This is a genomic window from Moorena sp. SIO4G3, assembly GCF_010692305.1.
GTDB lineage: Bacteria > Cyanobacteriota > Cyanobacteriia > Cyanobacteriales > Coleofasciculaceae > Moorena > Moorena producens_A.
This window is the reverse complement of record NZ_JAAHIG010000007.1, coordinates 1-26,524: the sequence shown is the minus strand read 5'-3', so window position 1 is coordinate 26,524 and position 26,524 is coordinate 1. Positions and strand designations below refer to the sequence as shown.

The following is a 26,524-nucleotide window of genomic DNA, read 5'->3' as shown; positions in this document are numbered from 1 at the left end:
CTTTACCACAGAAGCTTTTGCTTTGGAAAAACGTTTGAGCTGCATGGATTTGAGAAAGGGGAAAAGTTTTATAAACTACTGGTTTCAAACAATTTTGATTGATTTAATTGACTAAATTTTGAAATACTCTGGCTTCCATGCGAGTAGCACCAATCATTTCTAAATCTTTGTAAATGAGTTCCCTTAAGTCAAGTTGGACGAGGGGCCCTGCAATGGCACCACAGCTCACATACCTTCCTCCCACTTTCAGCTTCTTGAGTAATTGTGAAAAATACACTCCACCAACAGTATCAAGATATGCCGTAATGGGATGATGATCTAAAGAATCATTTAAATTTTTGTTGCGATCATAAACAAAATCTGCTCCAAGTTTCTGGACAAAGGCTTGCTTACTGTGGCTTGCGATCGCAATTACCGTCGCCCCCCGCAGTTTGCACAGTTGAATCAAAGCACTGCCTACTCCTCCAGAAGCGCCCATAATCAGTACCGTATCGGTAGCAGTAATGCGACCTTTGACCACCATATTTTCGGCGGTGGAATAGGAGCAGGGAAAGCAGGCGAGTTCAAGGTCAGATAGGGGTGAGTGGATTGGATAAACGTTGGAAGCGGGAATAACTGCATATTCCGCAAAGCCGCCATCTAATTCGCTGCCAATGTAGCGATCGCTTCCAGAAGACTCAGCTCGAATCCAGGGATCCACCATCACCCTTTGCTCCAGCAGCTTGGGGTCAACATCGACACCGACCTCAACCACTTTGCCAACAATATCAGCCCCTTGAATCCGAGGAAATTGGATTGCGGTTTGTCCCCAACCAGTTGAAGTATTAATAGTTGTTGTGGCGGTATCTTGCAGAACCGCTTCAAACTCCTGTTCTGCGGTATACCAGCCGGTGCGGGTATTCAAGTCCGTGTTATTAACAGAACAAGCTCCCACTTGAATCAGAACCTCTCCCGCTTGGGGCGAGGGTTTAGCTACTTGGGTATAAACTAATTTGTCGGCTCCTCCGTGGCCAGTAAGAAGAGCCGCATTCATGAGCTGGGTCATCAGAAAAACTCCGGGAGTTTAGAAACCGCCGACTTCTAGTCACAGCAAAGGGCTTACACCGGAATTCATTTCCAGTGCTGATCAGCCCCTTAGGCTGGATTGAACTAAAAAAACTCAACAAATACACCAGCTAAGGCGATCATATTGGCTTTCATTGTTCAACCCAACCTACGGGCTTCGCCACCTATGCTGCTGTGTTCACCATTAAGCCTTTAACAAACTCTAAAAGCCCAGTAGTGAGCACCTTCTTCAGCAAGGTAGGGGCCGTCAATAATGGAGCTGACAAGCTTGACCTTGTTTTCAGCTTCGAGTTGATTGCAAACCCCTTGAAAATCTGTGCTGTCGTAATAACTTTTACGAGTACTCACTACAACTAATCCCCCCGGCTTAGTAAAGCGAATCATTTCTTCGAGGGCTGTGGGAGGCACATGACCGAGAGTGAAAACGCCACAACTAATAGCAGCATCATAGCGATTATTCGGGTAGGCTTTGATGGGTTTAGTCATATCGCATCCCCCGGTTAAATTGCGATAAGCCTGGGTTTTTTCAGCTTCTTCAACCATGCCATGGGACAAATCAAACCCATCAACATTTTGATAGCCTTTGCGACGTAACGCCATACCGACAAGGCCTGTCCCACAGCCTGCATCTAAAATTTCGATTTCCGGATTGCTTAAATTCAAAAACTTTCCATCCTGCTTGGGTAACAAATCCAAATAGGCAGCAATGTAATCCGGGCCACAATAGTCTTCATTCTCCACATCTTGGTCATAGGCCCTTGACCATTGATCGTAGTATTGCTTGATATCTTCAGGGTTTCCAGAAAGCTTGTGGGCTTCCTTAATCGCATCAAAACTATTAACTGTCTTAGCACTTTTGGGTTCAGCAATGGTTGTCGTCAAAATAAATACCTCTTGTTGTTGACAACTTGTGACATCTCTGAAAGGGAGAGGGCGACAAGGGAAATATCAGCCCAACTCCTATTAAAAGAAACCTCTAGTGCGGAAGAGTTGCAAGAATTTTAGTCATCATCGGGTGATAAACCCCATGACAACATTGTTTTCCAAAGTCGAACTGCTTAATCTTGGCTAGGGATGGTTGGTCAGGATAATCGGAATCCTCGTGATCAGAGACCCGACTGGTAGCACAGCTCCACCAGATAACTTCCTTTAAGAGGTCTCTCGTTAAGCCCATATTTCTCCCTAGCATTTAGGCCTCTTGTAGAATAACATACTTTGGTAAAGTGACAAATTTTTTGAGTGCTTTTGCGATTTCGTTCGTGCTGTAATCTAGCTATCACAAGGGATAGTTGTAGTTTTACAAAATTTTACGTCTGCCTCGGCGATAGTTGCTCTTCACTATCAACTGGGGGGCAATACCTATAGTATGTATCAATCCCATGAGGTACTTAAGCCGGTGGGTTTTAGAGAGTAGGGAGTAGTGACGGATGCGCTAAAATGAAGGGGCTTCACCCATCACCGACTACATCAAGACAGGGATAATAAACTTGAATGTACTTGATAAGTAGAATTAACCCTATAGTGTCGATAGACATGATATTTTATAGGGGTTTGCGATTTTATTAAGTACATAGTTCTCAGTTTTCACGGAGTAAGAATTCTCCCTAACCCCCCTTAGGAGTTAGGCTGTAAGTCAAATACAAAAATAATCAGATACATTTCGAGACAGTTGGTAACGATCGCCTCAATGGTCTATTTTCTTAGTCTGATTGGCAATCACTGCGCCTCGTAAAAGCTCTACAATCGAACCGTAGCCCCATTCCTCGTGGCCTTAGCTAACACAAACGCTATGCCCGCCTATCTGTCATGCTTGATACAAATTCAGTTTTAGACGTATTACGACCGGTACAAGACCCCGAACTCCAGAAGAGTTTAGTGGAGTTAAATATGATCCGCAATGTCAAGGTTGACAACGGTACAGTCAGTTTTACCTTAGTGTTGACTACCCCAGCCTGTCCCTTGCGGGAATTTATTGTAGAGGATTGCCAGAAGGCAGTGAAACAGCTATCGGGAGTAGAAGAGGTAGTCGTGGATGTTACCGCTGAAACACCTCAGCAAAAATCCTTGCCTGACCGCACTGGTATTGAGGGTGTGAAAAATATTTTAGCCATTTCCAGTGGTAAGGGGGGAGTCGGTAAGAGTACTGTTGCGGTAAATGTGGCCGTTACTTTGGCTCAGTTGGGGGCAAAAGTGGGTCTCCTAGACGCTGATATCTATGGTCCAAATGCTCCAGCTATGCTGGGATTAGCTGATGCCAAAGTGATGGTTCAGAAAGGAAAACAGGGGGATGTGATCGAGCCAGCCTTCAACCATGGTGTCAAGCTAGTGTCCATGGGATTTCTAATTGATCCAGACCAGCCAGTGATTTGGCGCGGACCGATGTTAAATGGGATTATTCGCCAGTTCCTCTATCAGGTAGAGTGGGGTGAATTGGACTATCTGATTGTGGATATGCCACCAGGCACTGGGGATGCTCAGCTAACCTTAGCCCAAGCAGTACCGATGGCAGGAGCAGTAATTGTGACAACACCCCAAAATGTCGCTCTGTTAGACTCCCGCCGAGGCTTGAAAATGTTCGAGCAAATGGGAGTCCCGGTGTTGGGAATAGTAGAAAATATGAGTTACTTTATCCCACCAGACTTGCCCGACCGTCAGTATGACCTGTTTGGCTCTGGAGGAGGTGAAAAAACATCAAAAGAACTAGGGATTCCCTTGCTCGGTTGTATTCCCCTAGAAATTTCCCTACGCCAGGGAGGGGATCAAGGATTGCCCATCGCGGTGGGTAATCCAGAGTCAGCCTCCGCTAAAGCACTGGTAGCGATCGCATCTCAGATTGCTGCCAAAGTTTCCATTGCTGCCCTGTCTAATTGATAAGAACTCAAACATAGAACATGGAAAATCACCATTAACAATTTTCTGAGGGTTAATACCTAATAGCTCATAGCTAATAGGTATTAACCCTAAATAAATTGTGATAATTTTTCTTCCCTGCTCCCTACTCCCTACTCCCTACTCCCTACTCCCTGTTCCCTATTCCCTATTCCCTATTCCCTGTTCCCTTTGCTCTAGCTCATACCTCATAACTGATGGTACAAATTAATAAATTTAGAATTAGAAATAGTATTCGTTGGCGGCTGTTGTGGGCCCCCTGGCAAGACTTAGACTGGCAACTGTTATTCCTGACTGTGGGGCTAACCATCTTTGGGGCAGTGATGATTCGCTCTGCAGCCATCGACAATGGTGGAAACTATTGGGTCTCCCACTTGCTCATTGGTGGTATTGGACTGTTCATCGCTCTATTGATTTCGCGATCGCGCTATCAATCCCTGATCCAATGGCATTGGGTAATTTACGCCATCACCAATCTGTCCTTAATTGCTGTAATGATTATCGGTGCCAGTGCTAAGGGTGCTCAGCGTTGGGTTACCATTGGAGGGTTTAATGTTCAACCCTCAGAATTTGCCAAGATCGGGTTGATTATTACTCTAGCTGCCATCTTGCACAAACGCCCCGCTACTACCATTCCAGCAGTAATAGCAGCTTTAGCAGTAACTATAGTACCTTGGGCATTAGTGTTTGGGCAGCCTGATCTCGGCACATCCTTGGTGTTTGGGGCAATTACCTTGAGTATGCTTTACTGGGCAAATGCCAATCCCGGCTGGTTGGTTCTGTTGATTTCCCCTCTGGTCTCAGCCATTTTGTTCAGTATATCTTTACCTGCATGGTATACCTGGTCTGCTGTGATTACACTCATTGCCTTCCTCAGTCTCCCTTGGCGCTGGTTGGGAGCCTTGGGTACCCTGGTGGTTAACCTAGTTGTCGGACCGTTAGGAAAAGTCTTCTGGAATCTGTTGAAGGACTATCAAAAAGACCGATTAACGCTCTTTTTGAACCCCGATCTAGACCCCCTCGGCGGAGGATATCACCTAATTCAGTCTCGGATTGGGATCGGTGCTGGTCAACTTTGGGGAAGGGGACTAAACCAGGGAACTCAAACTCAACTCCACTTTATCCCGGAACAGCATACTGACTTTATTTTCTCAGCCATTGGTGAAGAACTAGGCTTTGTAGGTTGCTTGTGTATTTTATTAGCCTTGTGGTGGTTGTGCCTACGCTTGGTGCTCATTGCTCAGAATGCGAAAGACAACTTTGGCTCTCTGGTAACAATTGGCGTGCTCTCAATGATTGTGTTTCAAACCGTGATCAACATTGGGATGACTATTGGCTTAGCTCCCATCACAGGAATTCCTCTACCTTTACTCAGTTACGGTCGTTCAGCCCTACTAAGCAACTTTCTTGGCCTAGGGTTGGCCCAAGCAGTGGCCAATTATCGACAGCGATTGAAGTTTCAATAAGTGATGGGTTGTAAGATACTGGATGACTAATAAGTCCAATAGCTCCTATCCTAGTAAAGGAAATCTAAGTTTTGAGGCATTCATGATTTTTCCAGGTTCTATAGTTCGCGTAATCAATGTTGACGATACCTATTATCGCTTTGAGGGGCTAGTACAGCGCGTTAGTGATGGTAAAGCAGCTGTGCTGTTTGAAGGAGGTAACTGGGATAAATTAGTAACGTTTCAGCTGTCGGAAATCGAAGAGGTGAAACCAAAAATTGGTAAAAAGGGTTAGTTTACAGGCATAGATAAAAGACATTAATAATTAATGACTAATCACTAATCGCTAAACCATGCGCCTTCCCTTACCCCAGTTCAGCCCCAGCAATCGCTCAGAACATCACCTTGCTGAGGTGATTGAAACAGCAACTACAGAATTTCTAGCTCAATGTTTAGAGCCAGAAGATCTAAGCTTTCCGGTCATGCCTCCCTTTGGCAGCTGGGTAAAATCTGTAGATGATGAGTCAGGTAATCAAATTTTTGCTGTAGTTTATTATGCTACGACTAGCCCGATTGACTCGGTTCATCGAGCAACAGCTTTAGGATTGTCACTGGCAGAATTACGTGAGCAGCAGCCTCAGATTTTTGCCATGCTCAAAACTGAGTTCCGTGCTGCCATCGTTGGGTTTATGTCTTCGGAAGAGGGTGTTAATGGTTTTAGCAACCATCACGGTCGAGTCTATCAGTATCTTCCACCCCGTCCACCGCAAATTCATCAACCTGTCTACCAGTGTGAACCATCAGAGGTTATTCACTTTAGTGAACAGTTGGATTTTTTGCGAACACTTTTGGAAGTGAATGGTGCCCCAGTAGACCCCCTGACCGCAGCTGTGATTAGGGAAGTTTATCGTCTTCGTCAGACCGACCGTGACTGGTTAGTTAAAGCCGGACGAACCTTGAGTGTCTTACTTAAGGATGATTATGACCGCTTGCGGTATATTTTGAGTCAAATTCATTGGTAGTATCGTCATCCCCCGTTAACCCTCACGGGTATAATGGGGGATGACTACGAATTACTTGACAAATTACTTTTTTAGTTTCCTGGTTATAACAGTCGAAGTAACGGTTAATACATATTTCTGTTTCCCTATTCCCTATTCCCTATTCCCTATTCCCTATTCCCTTTACTCATTACCAGCTTCATCAATTTTAGCCTGCAATTGGGCTACCTTTTGCTCCAGCTGTTTCTTCTCCAATTTTAAGTTTTCTGCTAAGGCTTCAATTTTTTCGCGACGTGCTTCTACTTCTAAATCGCGGATATCTAACCCTTGGCTTTTCAAGGTTAGCTCTTGCCGCCATTGTTCAGCCCGTTTCATTTCTTCCTCTAAAAAGGTAGACTTAACCTCAGCTATTAAATACTTCTTGACTAGATCTAAAACCCAATCGGTGGCAGATTGAATAGTGATAACCTGTTGAGTTTCAGCCAGATCGATTAAGACTAAGCAACCTTCTTTAAAAGCTTGGGAATTAGTAAACGCCACAGGTCTTGGCTCAATCACTTCCCAGAATTGATCAGAGTTTTGGCGGGCAAGTAGTTGCAATTGCAGCCCGCCAAAATCATCATTGTCTTGAACTTGAGCTAGGTGTAGCATTACCAGTTTGATTGAAATCTTTCTAAAGTCTATTTAAGCGATCGCGTAAAATAGACTCTTGCTTTTTAGCCTCAGCTAATGCCTCTTGAGCACCCTTAACCACTGCTTCTGGAGCTTTACTCACAAAGTTCTTATTACCCAGACGCCCAGACAAGGATTTGACTTCCGCCTCTACTTTACGTAAATTCTTCTCTAACTTAGCCCGTAGAGCATCCACATCCACCACACCAGTTAGGGGAATGAGCACCTGGACAGTGCCGACTACACCGGCCATGGTATTCTTTACCTCTTTCTCCAAGGCTGGAGTGATGGTTAATTCATTGACCTTACCTAAGTCTTTGATATAGGCAAGACCCGCCTGCAAAATTTGACATTCGTCACTGTTGCTGCTTTGCAGAATAACAGGTGCGGTCACCCCTGGTTTAATCTCTGCCTCAGCCCGGAGGTTACGGATAGTACGGATTGTACCGATCAGCAGCTCAAACCTTTGCTCTAGTTCTGAGTCAATTAGAGAACTTGGGGATATAGAAGATTGGGTATTGCCTATTGACGAAACCTCATGGTCTATTTTAACCTGCACCTCTTCTATATCTTTGATATCTTCTATATCTTTAATATCTTCTCCCTGTTTGATATTCCCATCAATCATCCCCATGTTGGACTCAATTTTCTTCAATTCCGAGGATTGCTGAGTGTCTTCTTTACCAACAATTTCTGCTTTGATGGATTGAATTTTTTCCGATAACTCTTGACGATTCTCAGCCTTGAGCACATAACGGGAAACAAACCAAATGGCATATCCTAGACCAATCAGTTCTAAGCTAGTTGAGAGTAAGGAAATGCGATTGAGCGCACCCACGAAGGCTGTGAGGATATTGAGGGCAATAATTCCTCCCACAACCAACCCTGCTGCGATTATCGGTTGTTTGTAGTCCTCGAACAACGTCTTAGAAAGTTTTGGCAGTTTAGACAATACAGCTACAGTTTGGTTAGAGATTTCCTTGTCCTTAGACAACGATGTTTCTGACCTCGGTGATTGGGCATCAGGGTAATCGGATTTATTATCCGTTAATTTATTAACGGTTAGCAGTTCGCTGTCCGTTGTCTGTAGTTCTTTTTCCCCAGTTTCACCATCTAGGTACTCTATAGGATAAGGTTGTAGCGCCAACACCTGCCCAGATTTTTGGGTCAAGGTGTGCCAGATTTCTTCAGTGATATGGGGCATGAAGGGATGGAGTAGCTTGAGGATACCCTCTAAAACGTAAGCGAGAGTTTGCTGTGCCACAACCCGCGACGGAGAATTGGCATCCTGACGCAGTCTGGATTTTACCAGTTCAATGTACCAATCACAAAAATCACCCCAGATGAACTCATAAAGTCCCTTAGCCGCTTCTCCCAAGGCATAAGCATCTAGATAAGCCCTAGTTTGACGCACCACTTGATGAAAACGGGAAAGAATCCAGCGATCGCATAATTCCAATGCCTCTACTTTTGGTTGACCCAATTCTTCAGGAGTCTTACCATCAAGGTTTAGCATTACAAACCGGGCTGCATTCCACAGTTTATTGGCAAAATTGCGGGATGCTTCTACAGAAGCTGACTCATCCGTCTTGCGGTTATACTCTAATCGGATATCTTGACCGGCACCTGCCACTTCCCGAACCAAGGTATAGCGCACGGCATCCGTACCATACTTGTCAATCAGGATTAACGGGTCAATACCATTGTTAGCCGACTTAGACATTTTCTTATTGTTTTCATCCCGCACTAGCCCGTGGATGTAAACACTCTTAAACGGCATTTTACCCGTAAAATGTCCTGCCATCATGGTCATGCGGGCAACCCAGAAGAAAATGATGTCAAAACCTGTTACCAGGGTGGTAGTCGGATAGTAAGTCTTCAAATCCTTAGTCTCCTCAGGCCACCCCATAGTCGAGAAAGGCCACAATCCTGAAGAAAACCAGGTATCCAGCACATCTGAGTCTTGCTCTAGCTTGACATTTTCTCCAAATTTTGCTATTGCTTTCTTCTTAGCCTCTGCTTCATGGTGAGCCACAATAAACGGAGTCTCGCTAGTGATTGTCCCATTGGTTTCACTCACCACATACCAAGCAGGAATTTGGTGTCCCCACCAGAGTTGGCGGGATATACACCAGTCTTTTAATTTCACCAGCCAATCTCGGTAGACCTTCGTCCAGCGTTCCGGGATAAATACCGGTGAATGGTGCTGGTCAAGAGACTCTAGGGCTCTGTCAGCTAGGGGGCGAATTTTGACAAACCATTGCGTTGAGATTAGGGGTTCAACAGGAACCTTTCCGCGATCGCTATAGGGTACCGTATGTTTGTAGTCCTCTACCTTAACCAACACTTCTTCTGCTTCCAGCTGCTTCACCACATTTTTCCGGGCTTCAAACCGGTCTTGTCCTTGGAAAGAGCCAGCCTTTTCATTTAACGTGCCATTCTTATTCATGATATTAATGAATGGCAGACTATGACGCTGACCCATTTGAAAGTCATTAGGGTCATGGGCTGGAGTTACCTTGACGCAACCGGTGCCAAACCCTGGATCAACCAACTCATCAGCAATAATCGGAATTTTTCGTCCCATAATTGGCAAGGTTACAGTTTTACCAATTAAATCCTGGTAGCGTTCATCATTAGGATTAACTGCAACCGCCGTATCTCCCAACATAGTTTCTGGTCTAGTGGTAGCTACTTCCACAAAACCATTGCTATCAGTCAGGGGATATCGAAAATGCCACAAATGCCCATCAACTTCCTTATTTTCCACTTCCAAATCTGAAACAGCGGACTCCGAGGCTGGACACCAGTTGACCATATATTCGCCCCGATAAATCAGTCCCTGATCATAGAGTTGAACAAAGGCTTCAATTACTGCTTTCGATAAGCCTTCATCCATCGTGAACCGTTCCCGCGACCAATCTACCGAGACCCCCAAACGCCTCAGCTGGTTAACGATGGTGCCACCTGATTCTTCCTTCCACTCCCAAGCCCGTTCAAGAAACTTTTCCCGTCCCAAGTCATAGCGGGTTTTGCCTTCAGCTTCTAACTGTCTATCGAGAATGGTTTGTACAGCAATACTAGCGTGGTCAGTTCCTGGTAGCCACAGGGTATTGCGTCCTGTCATCCGGTGGTAACGGACGAGGGTGTCGATCAGGGTACTCTCGAAGGCGTGACCCATGTGCAACTTCCCAGTTACGTTAGGTGGGGGGATAACAACGCAGTAGGGTTCACCCTGGTGATTGGGGTCAGCTTTGAAGACTTGGTTTTCTTCCCAGTATTGTTGCCACTTGGCTTCGGTGGTTTTCGGTTCGTATTTGGTTGCCAGGGTGGGTGTGCTTGCGGTCATGCTGGGAATGGTGAATAGATGGGCTTACCTCAATTTTGCCACAGGCTCAAGCATAGTTAAGGAGATGAACTGCAAATACGGGAAGGATGCGTGCGGCATAAAAGCAGGGGAGCATGAGTTGGTGGGGAGTCACCAAATACCTGTCCAGCTAATATATCGATAAGTATAGAAAAGCGAGTCGTCTTCGCGGTTGATCAATCGAGATCAACACTTGAGAGTTACTAGAAATCTCAACACTGAAAGCCCCGCATCGCGATTATCGGGGATGAAAGTGACTAGCGAGTTTAGTCGCCTAAAAAACTTTTATCAAAAGGTTGATAAAACTTTAGCGCCATAGTATAATCTGAGTATAGGGTACAGGCTGAAAAACCGAGGCACAACCGGGAGAGAGACCCGCAATTGTTTGACCTGAAAGTAGTAATGCCCGGAGGGTAGGGAAAGTCCTCCTTTCTTGATGCAATAGCGAGTGGGGGAAACCCCCAAGACCGCGCTGCATCGCTAAAAACCCAATCATCAACTAACAATTGGTGTGTGAACCCAGCAAGACACATTTTGAGAAAACAACGGTACGGCGGGGTTAGAAGTTACCGTAAGAAGAGTGGAGCCTTTAAGGGTTACAGGCTATGCATAAAAGGGTTAAAACTTTTTTATTAAGGCGACCCTCTGATAAGGTTTCGTCTCCGGCACGCCGGAACCAGGTGAAACAGGGAAGAAACGGACTTCATAAGGCACTTCTCAAAAAATAACCGAACGCTTAAGGAGACTAGCCCGCTGGGTATGCACGTGAACTGAACTAAAGTCTTAGTCTTGACGGGATTTCGGTTTAGATATTGCCATTTGGACACGGAGGTTTAAGGCCGGTCGTAGATATAAGAATCCCCGTCTTTTTAAAGCGGGGAGTGTCAACCTATCAGCATTTATAAAAATTTTCACATCCACAGTGAAATAAAGTGTCATGCTTATCAAAAAAAAACCCCGTCCTTATAGGACGGCTTTATGTTACCATCAATATGGTCAATGACCCACCCGAGACGATGGATTCAGACAGCCTATACGAGCGAAGTCCAGTAACCTGGCGGCGCAGCAAAATCGGTAGACCGGGAAAAGATGACAGGGCAATGGAAGGCCAACCCTCGAATCACGCATTACATCAAGACTTTTCTTGAAACTCGACACGTGAGAACCGCAGGACTTGCGGGGATAGTCTGTGGAGCGAACGTAAGACCATAAAACCCCGGTTAGGGTGGAGGCTGTTGCATTGAAGCAGAAACCTAAATCGTGAGGTTTAGGAATCGCCTTTCTTCTAGGACGGTGAGGATGTCAACATATAACAAATGAATAGCAGAATAACTGAGGAGTTAGGAGCTTGAAAAAAGTAGAAGCCATCATCCGGCCATTTAAGCTGGACGAAGTCAAAATCGCCCTAGTCAACGCTGGCATTGTGGGAATGACAGTTTCTGAAGTCCGAGGCTTTGGACGCCAGAAAGGTCAGACTGAACGTTATCGCGGTTCAGAGTACACGGTTGAATTCCTACAAAAACTTAAAGTAGAAATTGTCGTAGAAGACGATCAAGTTGATATGGTCGTAGAGAAAGTGATCGCTGCCGCTCGCACCGGTGAAATTGGCGACGGTAAAATTTTCATTAGCCCTGTCGATGACGTGGTCAGAATTCGTACTGGGGAAAGAAATCTAGAAGCCGTCTAAATACCCTATATACCAACACAGCTGAGGCACGGTTTACCGAGTTAGCGTGTCTCAGTTGATTTTTATAGGGAGTTGAGGGTTTTAGCCACCGCTAGTCAACCTAACTTTTTCAACTGAGGCACTAGTAATTCAAAAGCCTTGCCACGATGAGAGCAGGATCGCTTGATCTCAGGCTCCATCTCAGCAAAGGTCAACCCCTGCTCTGGAACAAAAAAAACTGGGTCGTAGCCAAAGCCACCAGTTCCCCGAGGAGCTGGCAAAATTTCCCCCCGACAAATCCCTTGAGCTTGGTAAGCGATCGCACCATCTGGACGGGCAATCGCCACTACACAAACAAACTGGGCTTGCCGATTCACTTCCAAACCTAGCTCCCCCAGTAGCCGCTCAATTCGCTCTTGGTCGGTTTTGCCATAGCGTGCAGAATAAATCCCTGGAGCACCATCTAGGGCATCGACTTGCAAACCGGAATCATCAGCAATTGCCCATTGCCCAGTTGCCTGGGCTACCGTTGATGCCTTCAGACAAGCATTGGCAGCAAATGTATCCCCAGTTTCTTCAATCTCTAGCTCTGGTGGCTTTAACTGCAATTCCCAGTCCAAAGAATCTAGGTATGTCTGCATCTCCCGCAGCTTACCAGGATTGCCTGTAGCTACAACCAGCAATTTTGGGAGCAAATTTGGGGTTTGATGTTGGGATTTTGGATTACTCAAAGCAACAAGGTCAGATTGTTTGATGAAAGGTTAACTGGCAATCAGAGTCAGTTCGATACAGCTCAAGCAGCGTTTAATGCCCGATTGCGATCTTACTCACCAAAGCCCAGATTTTCAATAACCCAACCAAAACTAGCCAATCCAAAATCCAACATTAATGCAAAATTTAAACTCTAAAACTTACTGGCCCAATCTTTAGCCCAGTTTAAGGTTTGAGTTACTTGTTCAAGGGTAGCGGCTTCACAGTAGAGTCGCAATAAGGGTTCAGTGCCACTAAAACGAATCAGCAACCAGCTGTCGTTAGCTAAACGGAATTTATACCCATCTGTGGTTTGGCAATCCACCACTGCCTGACCATTAATTTCTTGGAGAGGCTGAGTTTGTAATTGTTCTTGTATACGCGATCGCACTTCCATCCCCGATAGATGTAAATCGATCCGGTCATAGGCAGAAGCATAGCCAGTTTGCTCTTGCAGACTCTTGTAGAGTTCACTTAAGTCTTTTCCAGATTTAGCGATCGCTTCTAATATATAGAGTGCTGATAATAAAGCATCTCGCTCAGGAATATGATTGCCATAGCCAATGCCTCCGGATTCCTCACCCCCTAGCAAGGCAGGAGTGGATAACATCCGGTCAGCAATATACTTGTAACCGATGGCAGTCTCATAAACTGGCAAATTATAAAGTGCTGCCACTCTAGGAATTAGGTCAGAACCACTAAGGGTTTTGACGACTTCACCACTAAAGTTACGCCGTGATGCTAGATGTTCAATCAGGATGGGAATCAGGATTTGGGGGCTAAGGAAATTGCCCTGACCATCAGCCGCTGCAATGCGATCGCTATCCCCATCAAATGCCAACCCAACCGCTAATTCAACACCCGGTTCGCGGTGGTGACTCTGGAGCGCTTCAAATAGCTCAGACAGATAACCGGGTAAAGGTTCTGGGGATTTGCCACCAAATAATGGATCCCGTTCGGCCTTAATTTCGATAATGGGTACCCCAAGAATCTTGTTCAAGCCTCCTGCTGCTGCACCATTCATAACATGGGCAAATACAGTCAGTTTCCCCTGACTAATCAGCTGTTGAATCAGGGCAATATCAACCTTTTGTCTTAAGGCATCACAGTAACTTGACCATGGGTCAAAGGTCTTGATACTACCCTCTTTCTTAGGTGTAGCTGGTGCTTGAGAAAGTTTGGCTTCAATCTGTTTAGTTATTTCTAGAGGAACTGATCCACCAAACGCTCCTTTGACTTTTAAGCCTAGGTAATTGCCAGGATTATGACTAGCAGTAATTACCAAAGCTCCTAAAGCATTTTGGGACTTGGCTGCCCAACTAAAGGCTGGTGTAGGAGCATAACTGTTAGAGAGTAAGACATCAAAACCAGCAGCTTGAACCACCTCTGCGGTTTTTTTGGCAAAGTCTTCTGCCATGAAGCGTCGATCATACCCTACGATAATCGTTTGGCTACCCGTGGTTTCCCCATAAGCATCTGCCAGAACTTGAGCAGCAATAGGGGCAACTATTGCCAAGCGTTCGAAGGTAAAATCGGCGGCAATGATACCTCGCCAGCCGTCTGTCCCAAATTTAATTGAATCTGCGGCAATCGCCATAGTAGTATATAGTTACTTAAATTTTAATACTCTGACGGCAAAATCCTAGCATTGGAAAGAGTTAGTGTCTTGCTGACCCGCCAAAGCCTGATCTGGCTTGTCTCGCCATTTTGTCGTCATCTAGTAGTACTGATAGTAGTTACTTAACTTAAGTCACTCTTTCGGGATTTTGTCCAGTGGGTGTATTCGACCCACCATTGAGGTTGGTCTATTGACGCTTCACCAATAAGTTGCTAAGCAACTAAGGTTTTTCCTAAATCTAAGCACTATCTATATAGTTATGTCTTGTTCTTGTTCCGGCGTCTTTACTATCTTCGTGGCTATGTTCGTGCATCTCTATCAATCATCCCAGGACTTGGGCAACAGTTTCCTAGTGGTCGTCGCTGATATCCTGCTTAGATCGGGCTGACTCAGGCAGCTTATTCAGTACAGAGATTAGATTCATGCGTTCAATGTAAGGCCAACCACCCTTTTCTTCAATATCTTTTAGAAAATCATATAGTTTCTGGCGAGTATCCGGCAATGAGGCTTGAAATAACTCGTCTCGAATATCGCCATGGACTTTCTCTAAAGCCCTGAGTATAGCCAACAGTGCTATGTTATCCCCTTCGTAATTATTGGCCAAAGAACGAATATCAGCGGTAATCTCTAGTAATTTAGGGTGTAATTGCTCTGAATCCAAATCTTTATCCCGATCCATTCCATCAAATAACTGTCGCAGTAAAGGCGGCTCTTCCCGTGTACAATGCTCTAAAGAACAGCTGAGGCTCACGGAATCGGTGCCATTTTTGCATGCCCTATGCCCAAATGGCAGTAGTTCAACCAAATAACAAGCTTCCCGATAGTTTGTGTGTAGCCCGACTTATAACATGGGTGTGGTGTGAATTGCGGATAATACTGGTCAATGCCTAGAGGGCAGCAGCTGTTTAACTCCTATTGCACCAGCAACCCAATTCCAGAACCAACCTAACATACATTTTTAGATCTGATTATTGACGATTGAGATTGACTATGAAGTATCGTGCTTTGATTTGTGCCTTCCTGGCGTTATGTCTGGGGGTTTTTACAGCGTCCTGTTCTCCAGATGTAGCCAGCTTGGAAAGTATCGAAGGACTCACCTATGACCAGATTAGAAACACTGGTTTAGCGAATAACTGTCCACAGCTGTCAGAAATGACTCGGGGTGCTATTCCTCTAGACCCCGACCAGTCCTATGAGATTGTCGATATGTGCGTACAGCCAACCACCTTCTTTGTCAAGGAAGAAGGAACTAAGCGCAAAGAGGCAGAATATCTTCCCGGCAAATTATTGACCCGTTATACCTCTAGCTTGGTTCAAGTGCGAGGAGACTTAGTTTTTCAAGAAGATGGTAGTCTGAAGTTTTTGGAAAAGGATGGTATAGATTTCCAACCCATCACTATTCAGTTGCCTGGAGGTGAGCAAGTCCCATTCCTGTTCACCATTAAAAAATTGATTGCCACAACTGAGCCGGGTTTGGAAAGTATCAATGCTTCCACCGATTTTGATGGCGATTTCTACGTCCCCTCTTATCGGGGTGCTGTTTTCCTAGATCCCAAAGGTCGAGGTCTGGCTAGTGGTTATGATAATTCGGTTGCTCTGCCATCTCAAGCGGATAGCCAAGAGTTTGCCAATGTTAAGAGCGCAGATGTGGGCGAAGGCACCATTGAGCTGCGCATAGCTCAAGTAGATAGCGAGAGTGGCGAAATTGCTGGTACATTCATAAGTGAACAACCCTCAGATACTGACTTAGGTGCTGATGAGCCAGAAGAAGTGAAAGTTCAGGGGATATTTTACGCTCGCGTTCAACCAAAACAAGCATAGCTGACGTTGATTTGAGTCTTATAAGCCACTGACTCCCAGAATGGGAAATTTGCAAAAACGTTAATTGCTAAGGGGCGTATGCCCCTTTTTTGATAAAAATGTGGCGTTTTCGATATCCTGTATGTATTATTAATAAACTTTCATCGTTTATAATTCAGGATTAGGGTGAAATTACTGTTTTAAGAAACTTAATGGTAAATCTACAATTAAAGTAAGTAAACTATGACCAAGGCGGTGCTTTTGGAGATTAATAAACTCGATTAACCCTCGTTACCTATGTTATCAAACAAAACTGCAGCATAAACCCACGCCAATAAAAATGAGCCCCTTTCTCTAAAAGGGATGCAACATAATATCGTCCGGGGATTGGATCCGGGAAAACATCAATCGGTAATCCGACAACCATTACCAATTCAACCTGAACCATTAGCACAAGGGATAAAAAATTTGTTGCAGCCATTCAGGAGAATTGGGATGAGTTAGGGGTATCATAGCCGATTGATATCTACTTGTGATCTACTTTTAATCTACCACCTTAAATTTTGTTATGGCGACTAACCTTAACCATAAACTTAAGTATCAAAGCTTAACATTATTACAAAAGTACCAGCAATCTCCCACCGCTGAACTTCGCAATCAGCTAGTGGCTCTCAATTTAGGACTAGTCAGGAGAGAAGCTCATCATTGGGTCAAGCAGTGTCATGAAAGCTACGAAGACTTACTTCAGGTTGGCTGTATTGGCTTAATTGGTGCCATAGAACGATTTGATTCCACCAAGGGCATCGCATTTAGTTCCTTCGCTATCCCCTACATTCGTGGTGAAATTCAGCACTATTTACGAGATCGGGGTTATTCAATTCGCATTCCTCGACGCTGGCTAGCACTACGGCAAAAGTCTGTGGAAATTACTCGAAATTTACGAGCAACGTTAAATCGGCAACCGACAGAAGAAGAAATAGCAGCAGCATTAAACATTTCCCTAGAAGAATGGCAAGAAATTACCCTAGCTCATCAAAATCGGGAACCTCTGAGCTTAGATACACCAGTGGGAGATTCAGAGGACAGAAACACCAGCTTGGGTGAATTAGTCCCAGATCCTCGCTATCGCAGTTTTCAGCTGGCACAGGAAGACCAAATCCGCATTCAACAAGCCCTAGCTCATTTGGAAAAGCGCACTCGTGAAGTGCTGGAATTTGTTTTTTTACATGACTTGACCCAAAAAGAGGTAGCACAACGCTTAGACATCAGTGTAGTAACGGTATCCCGCCGCGTTAAAAAAGGCTTGGAAGCGTTGCAAAAGTTAATGAAACCGACACAAGATTAATTTTAACACTATTATTTGGTGAAGCATAATAATGTGACATACTCCTACACTGACTCTGCTCTTACAGAGCCGCTTCGCGAACGAGTGAGCGTGTAGGCTTCTTGCCAACTCCACCCAACGGTATCGGCTTTCGCCGACGCTGCGCGAACGGATACGTAGGCTTGCTTTATTAACGACACGGTCAGAAGTTACCGCAAGAAGAGTGGAGCCTTTATGGTTAGTCGGCTATGCATAACAGGGTTAAAACTTTATGATTAAGGCTCCACTCTTCTAAGGTTTCCTCTCCGGGATGCCCCTCCGCGCCGGAACAATACAATAATTTCTATTTTTTAGGAACGTAGGTGACTGACAAACCAGCATTTAAGGCCTTTGGCCACGCTTCGCGAACGGCTTTGTTTCTCAGTACATATATTATAGCAATTTTATAATACCCTGTGCAAAAGAAGCCCCACACCTATGCTACGCATTAGCTGTGGGGCTTCTAATGCCTGCCAGCTAAAATTATAGAAAATTATATACAGCTGGCAAAGTAACTGGACTTGATAGCTAAGTCATCGCTGAAACGCGCTTTGGGCTTCTTGGATTGGGTGTTATTGCCCATAGCATGCCCACAGCTTTTTGCTGAGAGTCTCCAGTTTTGGAAGTTTGCCAAAAAAATTCTATCTTCAAAGAAGTTGGTGCCACAGATCGATAACTTCAAGTTCAAGGGTATGCTCGGATAAAGCGTTATTTTTAGGTGGTCATGGGTAAAGTATCATGCATCGTATGGGTGAGTGTGCTGGCTCTGCTTATAGGAGGCTGTCAACCGGGTAGAAAGGCTGAACAGGGGGAGCCGACTACCCCTAAACCTACTCCGGTGGCTTCCCCGGATAGCACCAAACCTTCTCCTCCTGTAGCTGAATTTGCTCCTAAATTACCGGAAACACCAGAGCAGGAAAAGGTAATACCAATACCACCGTTGATCACAACCTTGCCAAGCAATGAAATAAGAAATCGGATTGATAAGGGACGTCTTGACCCGTTTGCGGCAATTTCAGTGCAACCAGAGGTGGAGATTTTGCCCAATCCTGGCAGACCAAGTAGTTCCCCGACAAGGGTACAGCCTCTGACTCCTGCACCACGAACACCGGGTTTGCGATCGCGTCCTGGGACAGGAGGTAGTGTAGCGGTAACACCAACCAGCCCTTCAAGAGCTAGCAGACCCTCCAGCCCCTCAAGAGCTAGCAGACCCTCCAGCCCCTCAAGAGCTAGCAGACCCTCCAGCCCTTCCAGAGCTAGCAGGCCCTCCAGTCCCTCAAGAGCTAGCAGATCCACCAGCCCTTCAAGCTCCTCAATCGCTAGAAAGTCTCCTGGCTCATCAAGAGGGAATGTTTTGCCAAGGCCCCAGAACACTCGATCTACAGAGACTAGCATTGCTAAACCTGGTTCACCACCAGACAATAGCTCTGTTGTCAAGGATGGTATCCCCCCTATCCCTCCTGAATTTGATCTGCAACTGCCAATCCTACCAGAACCAGAACTGGCCTATAATGTCAGTGTCACAGGGGTAGTTGATAACGGTAGGGGTGTCTATTACGCTATCCTAGATGTCCCTAATGAGCCTAGTCGTAGCGTTCAAGTTGGACAGTTTATATTAGGTGGACAAGTTCTAGTCAAGCGGATTGAAATGTATAGAGGTTTAGATCCAGTGGTGATTCTGGAAGAAAACGGTGTTGAAGTGTCTAGACGAGTTGGAGAAAACTCAACATCAACTTCTTGAGGTAACCTCAGGGTACAGTGTTAACTATTAGGTGTTAGGTAAGCATATGCGCTACGCGCAGGCTACGCCAACAGCTATCAGCTTTCAGCCGTCAGCCATTCCCCTAACACTAAATAATTGGTATTTCCAGCCATTGGGAGCATCCCAATGGTTTTAAATTATATAGGAGTGTAAACTGTTGCGTTATCAAATTAGTTGTCCTGGTTTACCCTTGGCAGTTTATCGAGAGGTAGCTGCCCATTTACGGCAAGTGACAGGAGTAAAAGCTGATTTACTCCCCCAAACATCCCAGCAGTTTGATTACAATCAGAGTCAGGTTGGTGGATTGTGGATTGAGTATGGCGAGACTACTGATAAAGTAGAAAGAGAACGGGTCAAGCAAATTTTGTCCTATTATCAAAATCGCTATGGTGCCTGGGAAGAAGACACTTCCGATGGTGAACCGCAGCTCACATGATGGGGAAGCAAAACGTTAATGGGTTTAATCCAGGCTTTACGAGGAACACGGGATATCCTGCCAGACGAAGTTGGATATTGGCAGGAAGTAGAAGCGATCGCACAACAGATTCTCAATAGAGCGGCTTATCGAGAAATTCGTCCTCCCATTTTTGAGCGTACTGAACTGTTTGAACGGGGAATTGGGGAAGCTACCGATGTGGTAGGGAAGGAAATGTATACCTTCAACGACCGGGCAACCCCTCCTCGTTCGGTGACACTACGTCCAGAAGGGACAGCGGGAGTAGTGCGAGCTTATATTCAAAATAGCCTCTATGCTGCTGGTGGGGTACAACGCCTCTGGTATACCGGTCCAATGTTTCGCTATGAAAATCCCCAAGCTGGACGACAGCGACAGTTTCATCAATTGGGGGTAGAGGTGATTGGTTCTCGTGATGCCAGGGCAGATGCAGAAGTAATTGCGATCGCAATGGATATCCTCAATACCTTGGGTCTAGTTAACCTGAAACTTGACCTGAATTCTGTCGGTAGTACCGAAGACCGTCAACAGTACCGACAGGCTCTGGTAGATTACCTCACTCCTTACAAAGATGAGTTGGACGAAGATTCTCAAGACCGTTTAACTCGCAATCCCCTCAGGATTTTAGATAGTAAAGACAAACGTACTCAAGAGATTGCTCAGGATGCTCCCAGTATTTTAGACTACCTAAGTTCAGAGTCTCAAAGTCATTTTGATCAGGTCAAGCAGTTGTTGCAGGATTTAGGGATTAGTTACCAGCTCAATCCTCGCTTGGTGCGGGGGTTGGATTACTACACCCACACTGCCTTTGAAATTATCTCTGATGACTTAGGCGCTCAAGCAACAGTTTGTGGTGGTGGTCGCTATGACGGATTAGTCGATGAATTGGGGGGAAATAAAACTCCAGCCGTTGGTTGGGCGATTGGTTTAGAGCGTTTGGTGATTTTGCTGCAACAACTGCAAGCCTCACCAACCCTAGCGCTAGATTTTTATCTAGTATCCAGAGGTGAAGTAGCTCAAGCTCAAGGGTTGAAACTGGCTCAGCAACTGCGCAAAGCTGGGTTGGCTGTAGAACTCGACTTGAGTGGAAGTGCTTTTGGTAAACAGTTTAAGCGAGCTGACCGCAGTGGTGCGGTGGCTTGTTTAGTGATCGGAGATGCTGAAGCTCAGAGCAACACCGTGAATTTGAAATGGCTGGCCTCTGGGGAACAAGAAACTATGACCCAAGCTGATTTATTGGATAAAACTGAGCAGTTAAAAGAGCAGATAGAACCTTTGCGTTGAGTCTTGAGTGTTGAGTTGCGTAGGGTGTGTTAGGGGAGCCTTGATATTTGGCCTCTAGCCCTTGGTTAGGTTGCTGCCCGTAACGCACCACTGCTGGTTCAAACAACTGTTAGGAGATGCACCCTTGAGTGTTCAGTGTTAACACTCAAGAACGTCGTATTATTTCGTAGTGACACATCAATGCTTTGAGATAAGTATGGGTATCCTTAGGTTATAAAGAAAGGGGTTAGCATCCTGAGGATGCTGCGCTACCTACCATCTCACCTGTAGAGTTCCCCAGCTACTGCTATGCTACCAATACCGGATTACTTAATTGCCCTGACTGTAGTACTGGTGGTAATCCCATCAGTATTCGTAATTTTACTACGTTTTGCTCTCCATACCCATCTTTTATCCCTAGGGAAGCGAGTAAGAAGACTAATCCATGGACAGCCTCGTGGGAAGAAACCCAGAATTGTAGAGGAGCTAGAAAGACGGTTCTCAGATGCTAGCCGACATTTAGAGCAGGTCAATACAGGCGCATTAATTGACCAAGCCTACAGCCACGAAAAAGTTGTTGGCATATCTTGTGACCAAATTGATTACATTGGTCGGATTATGCCTAGCTTACTGTTATCCTTTGGCTTACTAGGTACCTTTATCGGCATCACCATCAATTTGTTAGCACTCAGTCAAACAATCAGTCAGTCTGATGCTACCGATATCAATACTTTAGTTAACCAATTACAGCAACCCCTAGAAGGGATGGGAATTGCTTTTACCACTAGCTTAACCGCTATCTTTTTTAGTGCTGTCTTAACGGTAATTAACGTCGCCTTCAATACAGGGCTAGCGAAAAACAATCTAATTAGTTACTTAGAAGATTACTTGGATAATATTTATCAGCCGAGTTTAGCAGGGCAAACACGCCTGGATGTATTAGTTCAGGGGATGTCCAATATCTTTGAAAGCTTTTTGGCGAGATTTGGTCAGACTGTTCGAGAAGCAGTGGAATCCTCACTACGAGAAAAAGTTCAAGAAATTGCTGATGCTAACACTCAAGTGCTTAAACTAGCAGAAAATTCTTACAATAGATTCTTCCAAGCTGCTAGTACTATCGCTAGAAGTGCTGAAGAATTTCAACTAGCTGCTGCTCAATTTACCCAAGTTGCTCAAACCTTTGAGCATAGCCAGTTTCCTCAAAAATTATCTAAGGCTACAGTAGATTTAACTAGAACCCAAAGCAGTTTCTCTGAGTCAGCCAGTATGTTATCTCAATCAGTGCAAGGGATGGGAGTAGCAATGGCTGAACTTCAACGTCATGGGGTTAAATTGGTAAAATTGGCAGAAGAAATCAGTGCCCTCAGACAATCTTCTCTAGATGTAGTAAAACAGCATCATCACAGTCAACAAGCCCTAGGGAAGATTATCCCCCAACTTCAGCAAGGAGCACAGGGATTTCAGTCAGCGATCGCTAGGCTTGATCAATTAGAACAACGGATTGCTTCTCGAAGCGATAGCTTGAGTGACGTTCAGGCTGAATTGGCTAAGTTAGTGTCAAATGTGAAAAGCTATACCGAAGGAGTAAGTCTGGGAATTCAGGCTTTAGGCGATCGCCTTGATCAAAGTATTACTCAGCAAGCTAATACTGACCAGCATAATTATGAAATTATGCGACACAATCTTGAAAAAGTTGTCAATCATCTCAATAACACCAATCAGGAAATTGCTAAGATTAGCCAAAAACTGACTGAGTCCAATCAAATCGATGGTTCAACTCGCATAACTCAAGATATGACTGTAGGAGAGCTAGTCAGGCGTTTGAGCAGTGAACGATAAACCTGGCAAATCGTTAGCTGTCAGCCTTCAGCTGTCAGCCGTCAGCTGTCAGCCGTCAGCTAAAAGCTCACGCGTGCGCGTTCAGCTTAAAATAAACCTCTAAGCGTGAGAATTTAATAGTTCGAGAAAGTCTGGGAATTTGCCCATATAAGCATATGCCCTTAGCCCATAAGCTGATAACTGAATGCTGATAGCTGATAACTGATAGCTTAATGCTGATAGCTGATAACTGATAGCTGATAGCTTAATGCTGATAGCTGAATGCTTACAGCAAATGATTAATAGTAATTATAAGATTGACAGAGAATTGATAAAATGCGTCGTTCACGAAATAATGATTGGAATGAAGAGATAAATCTCTGGCCAGCTTTTACAGACTTAATGTCTAATGCCTTCATGATCCTGATCTTATTTTTGTTGCTGTCTATCCTGAAGTCTGTGCTGGCACAAACTGCCTTAGAATCAACCATTGATGATCTCACCAGAAGTGAAGATGAAGTGGTGCAATTGGCAAGGGAGAATGCCGAATTACGAGCTAAGGCAGCTCGGGTTGATCAACTTGAGCGTGGCGTAGCGGTTTGGAGAGCTAGGGCAAAGCGCTCAACTGTCCGCGAAAAGGCACTAGAACAGCAGGTTAGGTCTTTGCAGGTACAGATTGCTGCAGCACCAAAACCACCAGATACACCTCCGATTATTGTAATCAAAGATCAGGGGGATTACCGATTTGATTCCGGTAGTGCGCAAATTCCCTCAGCCATGAAAGACTATATTCGGCAGCAAATTGTCCCTGCTATTGAAAGCAATGCCAAGGACTATGAAATTAATGTAGTAGAACTGATTGGTCACACAGATGGTCAACCTAATCTTGGTGGTAGCAATATCGACCAAACTATTGGGAATGTGGTTAATAAAAATTCCTCTATCAGTCAACTTAGACCAGGATCTAATGCTGATTTAGGACTGATGCGAGCTTTGGCAGTTGTGCAGTTACTCCGTGAGATTCAAGCTAAGGAAGGGCGGCTCAAGGGGCTGCAATTTCGGGCTTATTCTGCAGCTCAGTTAATTTTACCTAATGGACAAATTGCTCCGATTAGTTTAAAGGATGATCAAACTAGGCGCAGGATTGAAATTCGCTTTACTCGTCTCGGTAGGGTGACAAATGTTCAATAATAGATGAACAGGAGACAATCTTGCTAATCTGGTAAGGAAAGATACGTCAGCTGTCAGCCCTCAGCTGTCAGCTGAATGGTTACAAAGATGGTAGTCATGAATTTGCGTTCGCTAGCCAACGCCCTTCGGGCTAATCGCCTTTGGCGCGGCTGAGGCCTTTGGCCACGCTGCGCGTTCGCGTAGCGTCGGCTTTGCCGAAACGCCGACGCTACGCGAAGCTTCCGCGCTTATGCGATCGCAAATTCATTGATTAGGCTTTCTATGGTGAACAAGGAATAATCGCCATGACCTATGTCGTAGATAAACAAAAAGACCAACGGCTAGTCCACTCCGGGGTAAGTTGGCATAACTTCAAATCAATTCAAGCGGGGTTCGTCAACTCCCCAGGAATTCGACTGTTCTACTACAGGGGTGAGGTAGAAATATTGGCAGTTTCCCAAGAGCATGAAGTCTTCAGTGGTGTCATAGCACTGTTGCTGGGTACTTATTTTGTTGAAAAACAAATTGAGTTCACTCCAACCGGTAGCTTTACCCAAGAGAAGGAAGGGGAAGCATCTGCACAAGCAGACCAATCTTACCTAATTGGTAGATCCTCAGGAGTGATTGCAGACCTCTCTATTGAAGTTGTCTTTACCAGTGGTAACCAGAGCAAGCTAAATCGTTACCAAGCATTAGGAGTACCCGAAGTTTGGTTTTGGGAGGATGGTGTATTTGCTTTGTATCACTTGCGCTCTGATGGTTACGAAAAAATTTCCCAGAGTGAAGTCTTGCCAGATTTGGATATTGACTTATTGTATCGGTGTCTGATGATGGCTTCCAAAGTTGAAGCGATTAGGTACTTCAGACAGGCTATCTGTGAGGCTTAGATGAATCCTTAAGATTAGCCCAGTAGGGTGCGTTAGGGGAGCATTCATGTTCCGCCTCGTAGCCAGGGTTGAGACAACCCGCCCCGTTCCACCCACGGGCAAGATGCCCGTTCCACCCACGGGCAAGATGCCTATTCCACCCACCGGAGCAAACAGCATGCATTGAGATTTACCCCCTACGGTTTTATAGCATTTGTATTTGAGATGTAAACTGAAAAGGTCTTTTTTGAGTTTGCTATAAAACTCTGGAGCTCTTTTCCCTCTTGCCTTTTGCCTCTTGTCTCTTGCCTTTTTCGACAATCTATGACTTTACAACTCGTTTGAAAACGCTATTATCTATTTTAATTCAGCAATGCCTTAAATTGATACACAATAAATATTAAGTAATTTTAAGTTTTCAAAAAACATCTTATTTTTATTGATTATTAAGAATAATCAATAAAAATAAGATGTTCTAAAATTAGTTAACAAGAGATAAGGAGGAATCACGATGTTAAAGAAATTAAGCATTTTATCTGTTGCAACTATTGTAAGTATGACCCTAAACCAAGGATTAGCTAATGCAATAACCGGAGAGGGAGGTAGTACAGGTTGGCATGCCGTTAGTAGTGGGAGTGAGACAAGCTGTAACAATATAGCTATAAAAAAAATGGATATTCTTGTAAATGGAGGAGAAATCGAAAAAACTGAATTTCACGCATGGCGCTATAAAAGAGGAAATAACGTTATTTTTAATCTTGTATGTGCTCCCAAAGGTGATTATGTCAGGGTAGATGTTATTTGTGTCAATACTTGTGACCGGAACACTTATCGTATTCGCACTGTAATAGATGAACTGATGAATTGGTAAATTATAGCTCTCAAAGTGGCGTTCAGCAATGCCACAAACAGGCGATATCTCAGGCTTAGAAGAATCCTTAAGGTCAGCATTCACGGCTGAATGCTGATAGCTGATAACTGATAGCTTACTGCTTACTGCTTAAGATTAGCCCTAAAATTTAGTATCAACAGGCACATCTTAAGGGTAAATTTTGTGGTATTGCTTTCATATCCCCTTAAACGGAGTAGATCTCAGTCACTCTGTCGAATCCGGTGGTTGACCAAAAATTTGGGCCTCAAGCCCCGTCCTAGAAGGACGGCTTTATTTTTTTCGTGCTATAATATTACGTAGAGTTGTTCCACGTCAAAATGATAGTCTTAGAATTTAAGGTCAAAGGGAATAAAACTCAATATGCTGCGATTGATGAGGCGATTCGCACCGGTCAGTTTGTTCGGAACAAGTGCATCCGTTACTGGATGGACAATAAAGGTATAGGACAAAAAGACTTGTATCGTCATAATACGTGGCTCAGGTCTGAGTATCCCTTTGTTAAAGCCTTAAATTCTCATGCCTGTCAAGCTTCAGTTGGTGCGATTCGTTAGCTAGAAACTATACCCTACCAAGGGTAATAGGGGATTAGCTGCTTGAGTTCAGAACTCAAGACAACTTGATAACCTTGATGGTGAAATACCATCCCCCGAAGAGTCCGGGAGA

25 protein-coding genes and 1 pseudogene are annotated in these 26,524 nt (G+C 44.7%); 16 read left to right on the top strand and 10 right to left on the bottom strand.

Annotation, left to right across the window (positions count from 1 at the left end):
* Positions 1–103: 103 nt before the first annotated feature.
* The 3 genes from F6J99_RS02160 to F6J99_RS02150 all read right to left on the bottom strand — a co-directional run bounded on the left by F6J99_RS02160 (position 104) and on the right by F6J99_RS02150 (position 2,239).
* A complete protein-coding gene (locus F6J99_RS02160) occupies positions 104–1,045 on the bottom strand; it encodes a zinc-binding dehydrogenase (protein ID WP_293111519.1) in 942 nt (313 codons plus the stop codon).
* Between the two features lie 212 nt (positions 1,046–1,257).
* On the bottom strand, positions 1,258–1,947 hold the full coding sequence (locus tag F6J99_RS02155) for a class I SAM-dependent methyltransferase (protein WP_293111518.1): 690 nt from the start codon (positions 1,945–1,947) through the stop codon (positions 1,258–1,260).
* A gap of 94 nt (positions 1,948–2,041) precedes the next feature.
* Entirely contained in the window at positions 2,042–2,239 is a 198-nt protein-coding gene (locus tag F6J99_RS02150; protein WP_293111517.1) for a hypothetical protein, read from the bottom strand.
* A gap of 632 nt (positions 2,240–2,871) precedes the next feature.
* Here F6J99_RS02150 and F6J99_RS02145 point away from each other — a divergent pair.
* From F6J99_RS02145 to F6J99_RS02125, 5 genes are all read left to right on the top strand, one after another.
* Positions 2,872–3,936 (top strand): Mrp/NBP35 family ATP-binding protein, encoded by a 1,065-nt coding sequence (locus F6J99_RS02145; RefSeq protein WP_293111516.1) that lies wholly within the window; start codon positions 2,872–2,874, stop codon positions 3,934–3,936.
* A gap of 100 nt (positions 3,937–4,036) precedes the next feature.
* Positions 4,037–4,165, top strand: a complete 129-nt coding sequence (locus F6J99_RS02140) for a hypothetical protein (RefSeq protein WP_293111515.1) — start codon at positions 4,037–4,039, stop codon at positions 4,163–4,165.
* Entirely contained in the window at positions 4,152–5,420 is a 1,269-nt protein-coding gene (gene rodA, locus F6J99_RS02135) for a rod shape-determining protein RodA (RefSeq protein WP_293111514.1), read from the top strand. Before F6J99_RS02140 ends, rodA begins: the two co-directional genes overlap by 14 nt.
* A gap of 82 nt (positions 5,421–5,502) precedes the next feature.
* On the top strand, positions 5,503–5,694 hold the full coding sequence (locus tag F6J99_RS02130) for an NAD(P)H dehydrogenase subunit NdhS (RefSeq protein ID WP_044493740.1): 192 nt from the start codon (positions 5,503–5,505) through the stop codon (positions 5,692–5,694).
* Between the two features lie 58 nt (positions 5,695–5,752).
* A complete protein-coding gene (locus F6J99_RS02125) occupies positions 5,753–6,421 on the top strand; it encodes an HAS-barrel domain-containing protein (RefSeq protein WP_070390822.1) in 669 nt (222 codons plus the stop codon).
* Between the two features lie 162 nt (positions 6,422–6,583).
* Here the strand turns inward: F6J99_RS02125 and F6J99_RS02120 are convergent, their stop codons facing one another.
* Both F6J99_RS02120 and F6J99_RS02115 read right to left on the bottom strand, forming a co-directional pair.
* Positions 6,584–7,051: a hypothetical protein gene (locus tag F6J99_RS02120; protein ID WP_293111513.1), complete on the bottom strand. Its 468-nt coding sequence runs from the start codon at positions 7,049–7,051 to the stop codon at positions 6,584–6,586.
* Positions 7,052–7,073: 22 nt separating this feature from the next.
* Positions 7,074–10,421, bottom strand: coding sequence for a valine--tRNA ligase (locus tag F6J99_RS02115; RefSeq protein WP_293111512.1), 3,348 nt, complete (start codon positions 10,419–10,421; stop codon positions 7,074–7,076).
* A 1,366-nt stretch (positions 10,422–11,787) separates the two neighbouring features.
* Here F6J99_RS02115 and F6J99_RS02110 point away from each other — a divergent pair.
* Complete coding sequence (locus tag F6J99_RS02110) at positions 11,788–12,126, top strand: P-II family nitrogen regulator (protein ID WP_070390819.1); 339 nt, start codon at positions 11,788–11,790, stop codon at positions 12,124–12,126.
* A 95-nt stretch (positions 12,127–12,221) separates the two neighbouring features.
* Here the strand turns inward: F6J99_RS02110 and rdgB are convergent, their stop codons facing one another.
* The 3 genes from rdgB to F6J99_RS02095 form a co-directional block, all read right to left on the bottom strand.
* A complete protein-coding gene (gene rdgB / locus F6J99_RS02105; RefSeq protein ID WP_293111511.1) occupies positions 12,222–12,836 on the bottom strand; it encodes an RdgB/HAM1 family non-canonical purine NTP pyrophosphatase in 615 nt (204 codons plus the stop codon).
* A 173-nt stretch (positions 12,837–13,009) separates the two neighbouring features.
* Positions 13,010–14,452 (bottom strand): phosphoglucomutase/phosphomannomutase family protein, encoded by a 1,443-nt coding sequence (locus F6J99_RS02100; protein WP_293111510.1) that lies wholly within the window; start codon positions 14,450–14,452, stop codon positions 13,010–13,012.
* A 370-nt stretch (positions 14,453–14,822) separates the two neighbouring features.
* Entirely contained in the window at positions 14,823–15,278 is a 456-nt protein-coding gene (locus F6J99_RS02095; RefSeq protein WP_293111509.1) for a hypothetical protein, read from the bottom strand.
* A 185-nt stretch (positions 15,279–15,463) separates the two neighbouring features.
* Here F6J99_RS02095 and F6J99_RS02090 point away from each other — a divergent pair, with 185 nt between their 5' ends.
* Together F6J99_RS02090 and F6J99_RS02085 are read left to right on the top strand one after the other, a co-directional pair.
* A complete protein-coding gene (locus F6J99_RS02090; protein WP_070390815.1) occupies positions 15,464–16,294 on the top strand; it encodes a photosystem II manganese-stabilizing polypeptide in 831 nt (276 codons plus the stop codon).
* A 547-nt stretch (positions 16,295–16,841) separates the two neighbouring features.
* On the top strand, positions 16,842–17,618 hold the full coding sequence (locus F6J99_RS02085; protein WP_070390813.1) for an RNA polymerase sigma factor SigF: 777 nt from the start codon (positions 16,842–16,844) through the stop codon (positions 17,616–17,618).
* 44 nt (positions 17,619–17,662) lie between these two features.
* Here the strand turns inward: F6J99_RS02085 and F6J99_RS02080 are convergent, their stop codons facing one another.
* Positions 17,663–17,797, bottom strand: coding sequence for a hypothetical protein (locus F6J99_RS02080; protein WP_293111508.1), 135 nt, complete (start codon positions 17,795–17,797; stop codon positions 17,663–17,665).
* A gap of 622 nt (positions 17,798–18,419) precedes the next feature.
* Positions 18,420–19,010, bottom strand: coding sequence for a hypothetical protein (locus tag F6J99_RS02075; RefSeq protein WP_293111507.1), 591 nt, complete (start codon positions 19,008–19,010; stop codon positions 18,420–18,422).
* Here F6J99_RS02075 and F6J99_RS02070 point away from each other — a divergent pair.
* From F6J99_RS02070 to F6J99_RS02035, 8 genes and pseudogenes are all read left to right on the top strand, one after another.
* Positions 18,991–19,377: a hypothetical protein gene (locus F6J99_RS02070; protein ID WP_293111506.1), complete on the top strand. Its 387-nt coding sequence runs from the start codon at positions 18,991–18,993 to the stop codon at positions 19,375–19,377. The two genes, F6J99_RS02075 and F6J99_RS02070, sit on opposite strands and share 20 nt — an antisense overlap.
* Positions 19,378–19,555: 178 nt before the next feature.
* Positions 19,556–19,834 carry a hypothetical protein gene (locus F6J99_RS02065; protein WP_293111505.1) on the top strand — a complete coding sequence of 93 codons (279 nt, stop codon included), beginning with the start codon at positions 19,556–19,558 and terminating at the stop codon, positions 19,832–19,834.
* 18 nt (positions 19,835–19,852) lie between these two features.
* Positions 19,853–21,136 (top strand): histidine--tRNA ligase, encoded by a 1,284-nt coding sequence (gene hisS, locus F6J99_RS02060; RefSeq protein WP_293111504.1) that lies wholly within the window; start codon positions 19,853–19,855, stop codon positions 21,134–21,136.
* A 288-nt stretch (positions 21,137–21,424) separates the two neighbouring features.
* Positions 21,425–22,954: a hypothetical protein gene (locus tag F6J99_RS02055; RefSeq protein WP_293111503.1), complete on the top strand. Its 1,530-nt coding sequence runs from the start codon at positions 21,425–21,427 to the stop codon at positions 22,952–22,954.
* Between the two features lie 315 nt (positions 22,955–23,269).
* Positions 23,270–24,124 (top strand): hypothetical protein, encoded by an 855-nt coding sequence (locus F6J99_RS02050; RefSeq protein ID WP_293054140.1) that lies wholly within the window; start codon positions 23,270–23,272, stop codon positions 24,122–24,124.
* 284 nt (positions 24,125–24,408) lie between these two features.
* Positions 24,409–24,990, top strand: a complete 582-nt coding sequence (locus F6J99_RS02045) for a Uma2 family endonuclease (protein ID WP_293111502.1) — start codon at positions 24,409–24,411, stop codon at positions 24,988–24,990.
* Positions 24,991–25,480: 490 nt separating this feature from the next.
* Positions 25,481–25,840 carry a hypothetical protein gene (locus tag F6J99_RS02040; RefSeq protein WP_293091209.1) on the top strand — a complete coding sequence of 120 codons (360 nt, stop codon included), beginning with the start codon at positions 25,481–25,483 and terminating at the stop codon, positions 25,838–25,840.
* A gap of 338 nt (positions 25,841–26,178) precedes the next feature.
* Positions 26,179–26,397: pseudogene (locus F6J99_RS02035) on the top strand (transposase); the annotation flags it as partial.
* Positions 26,398–26,524 lie beyond the last annotated feature (127 nt).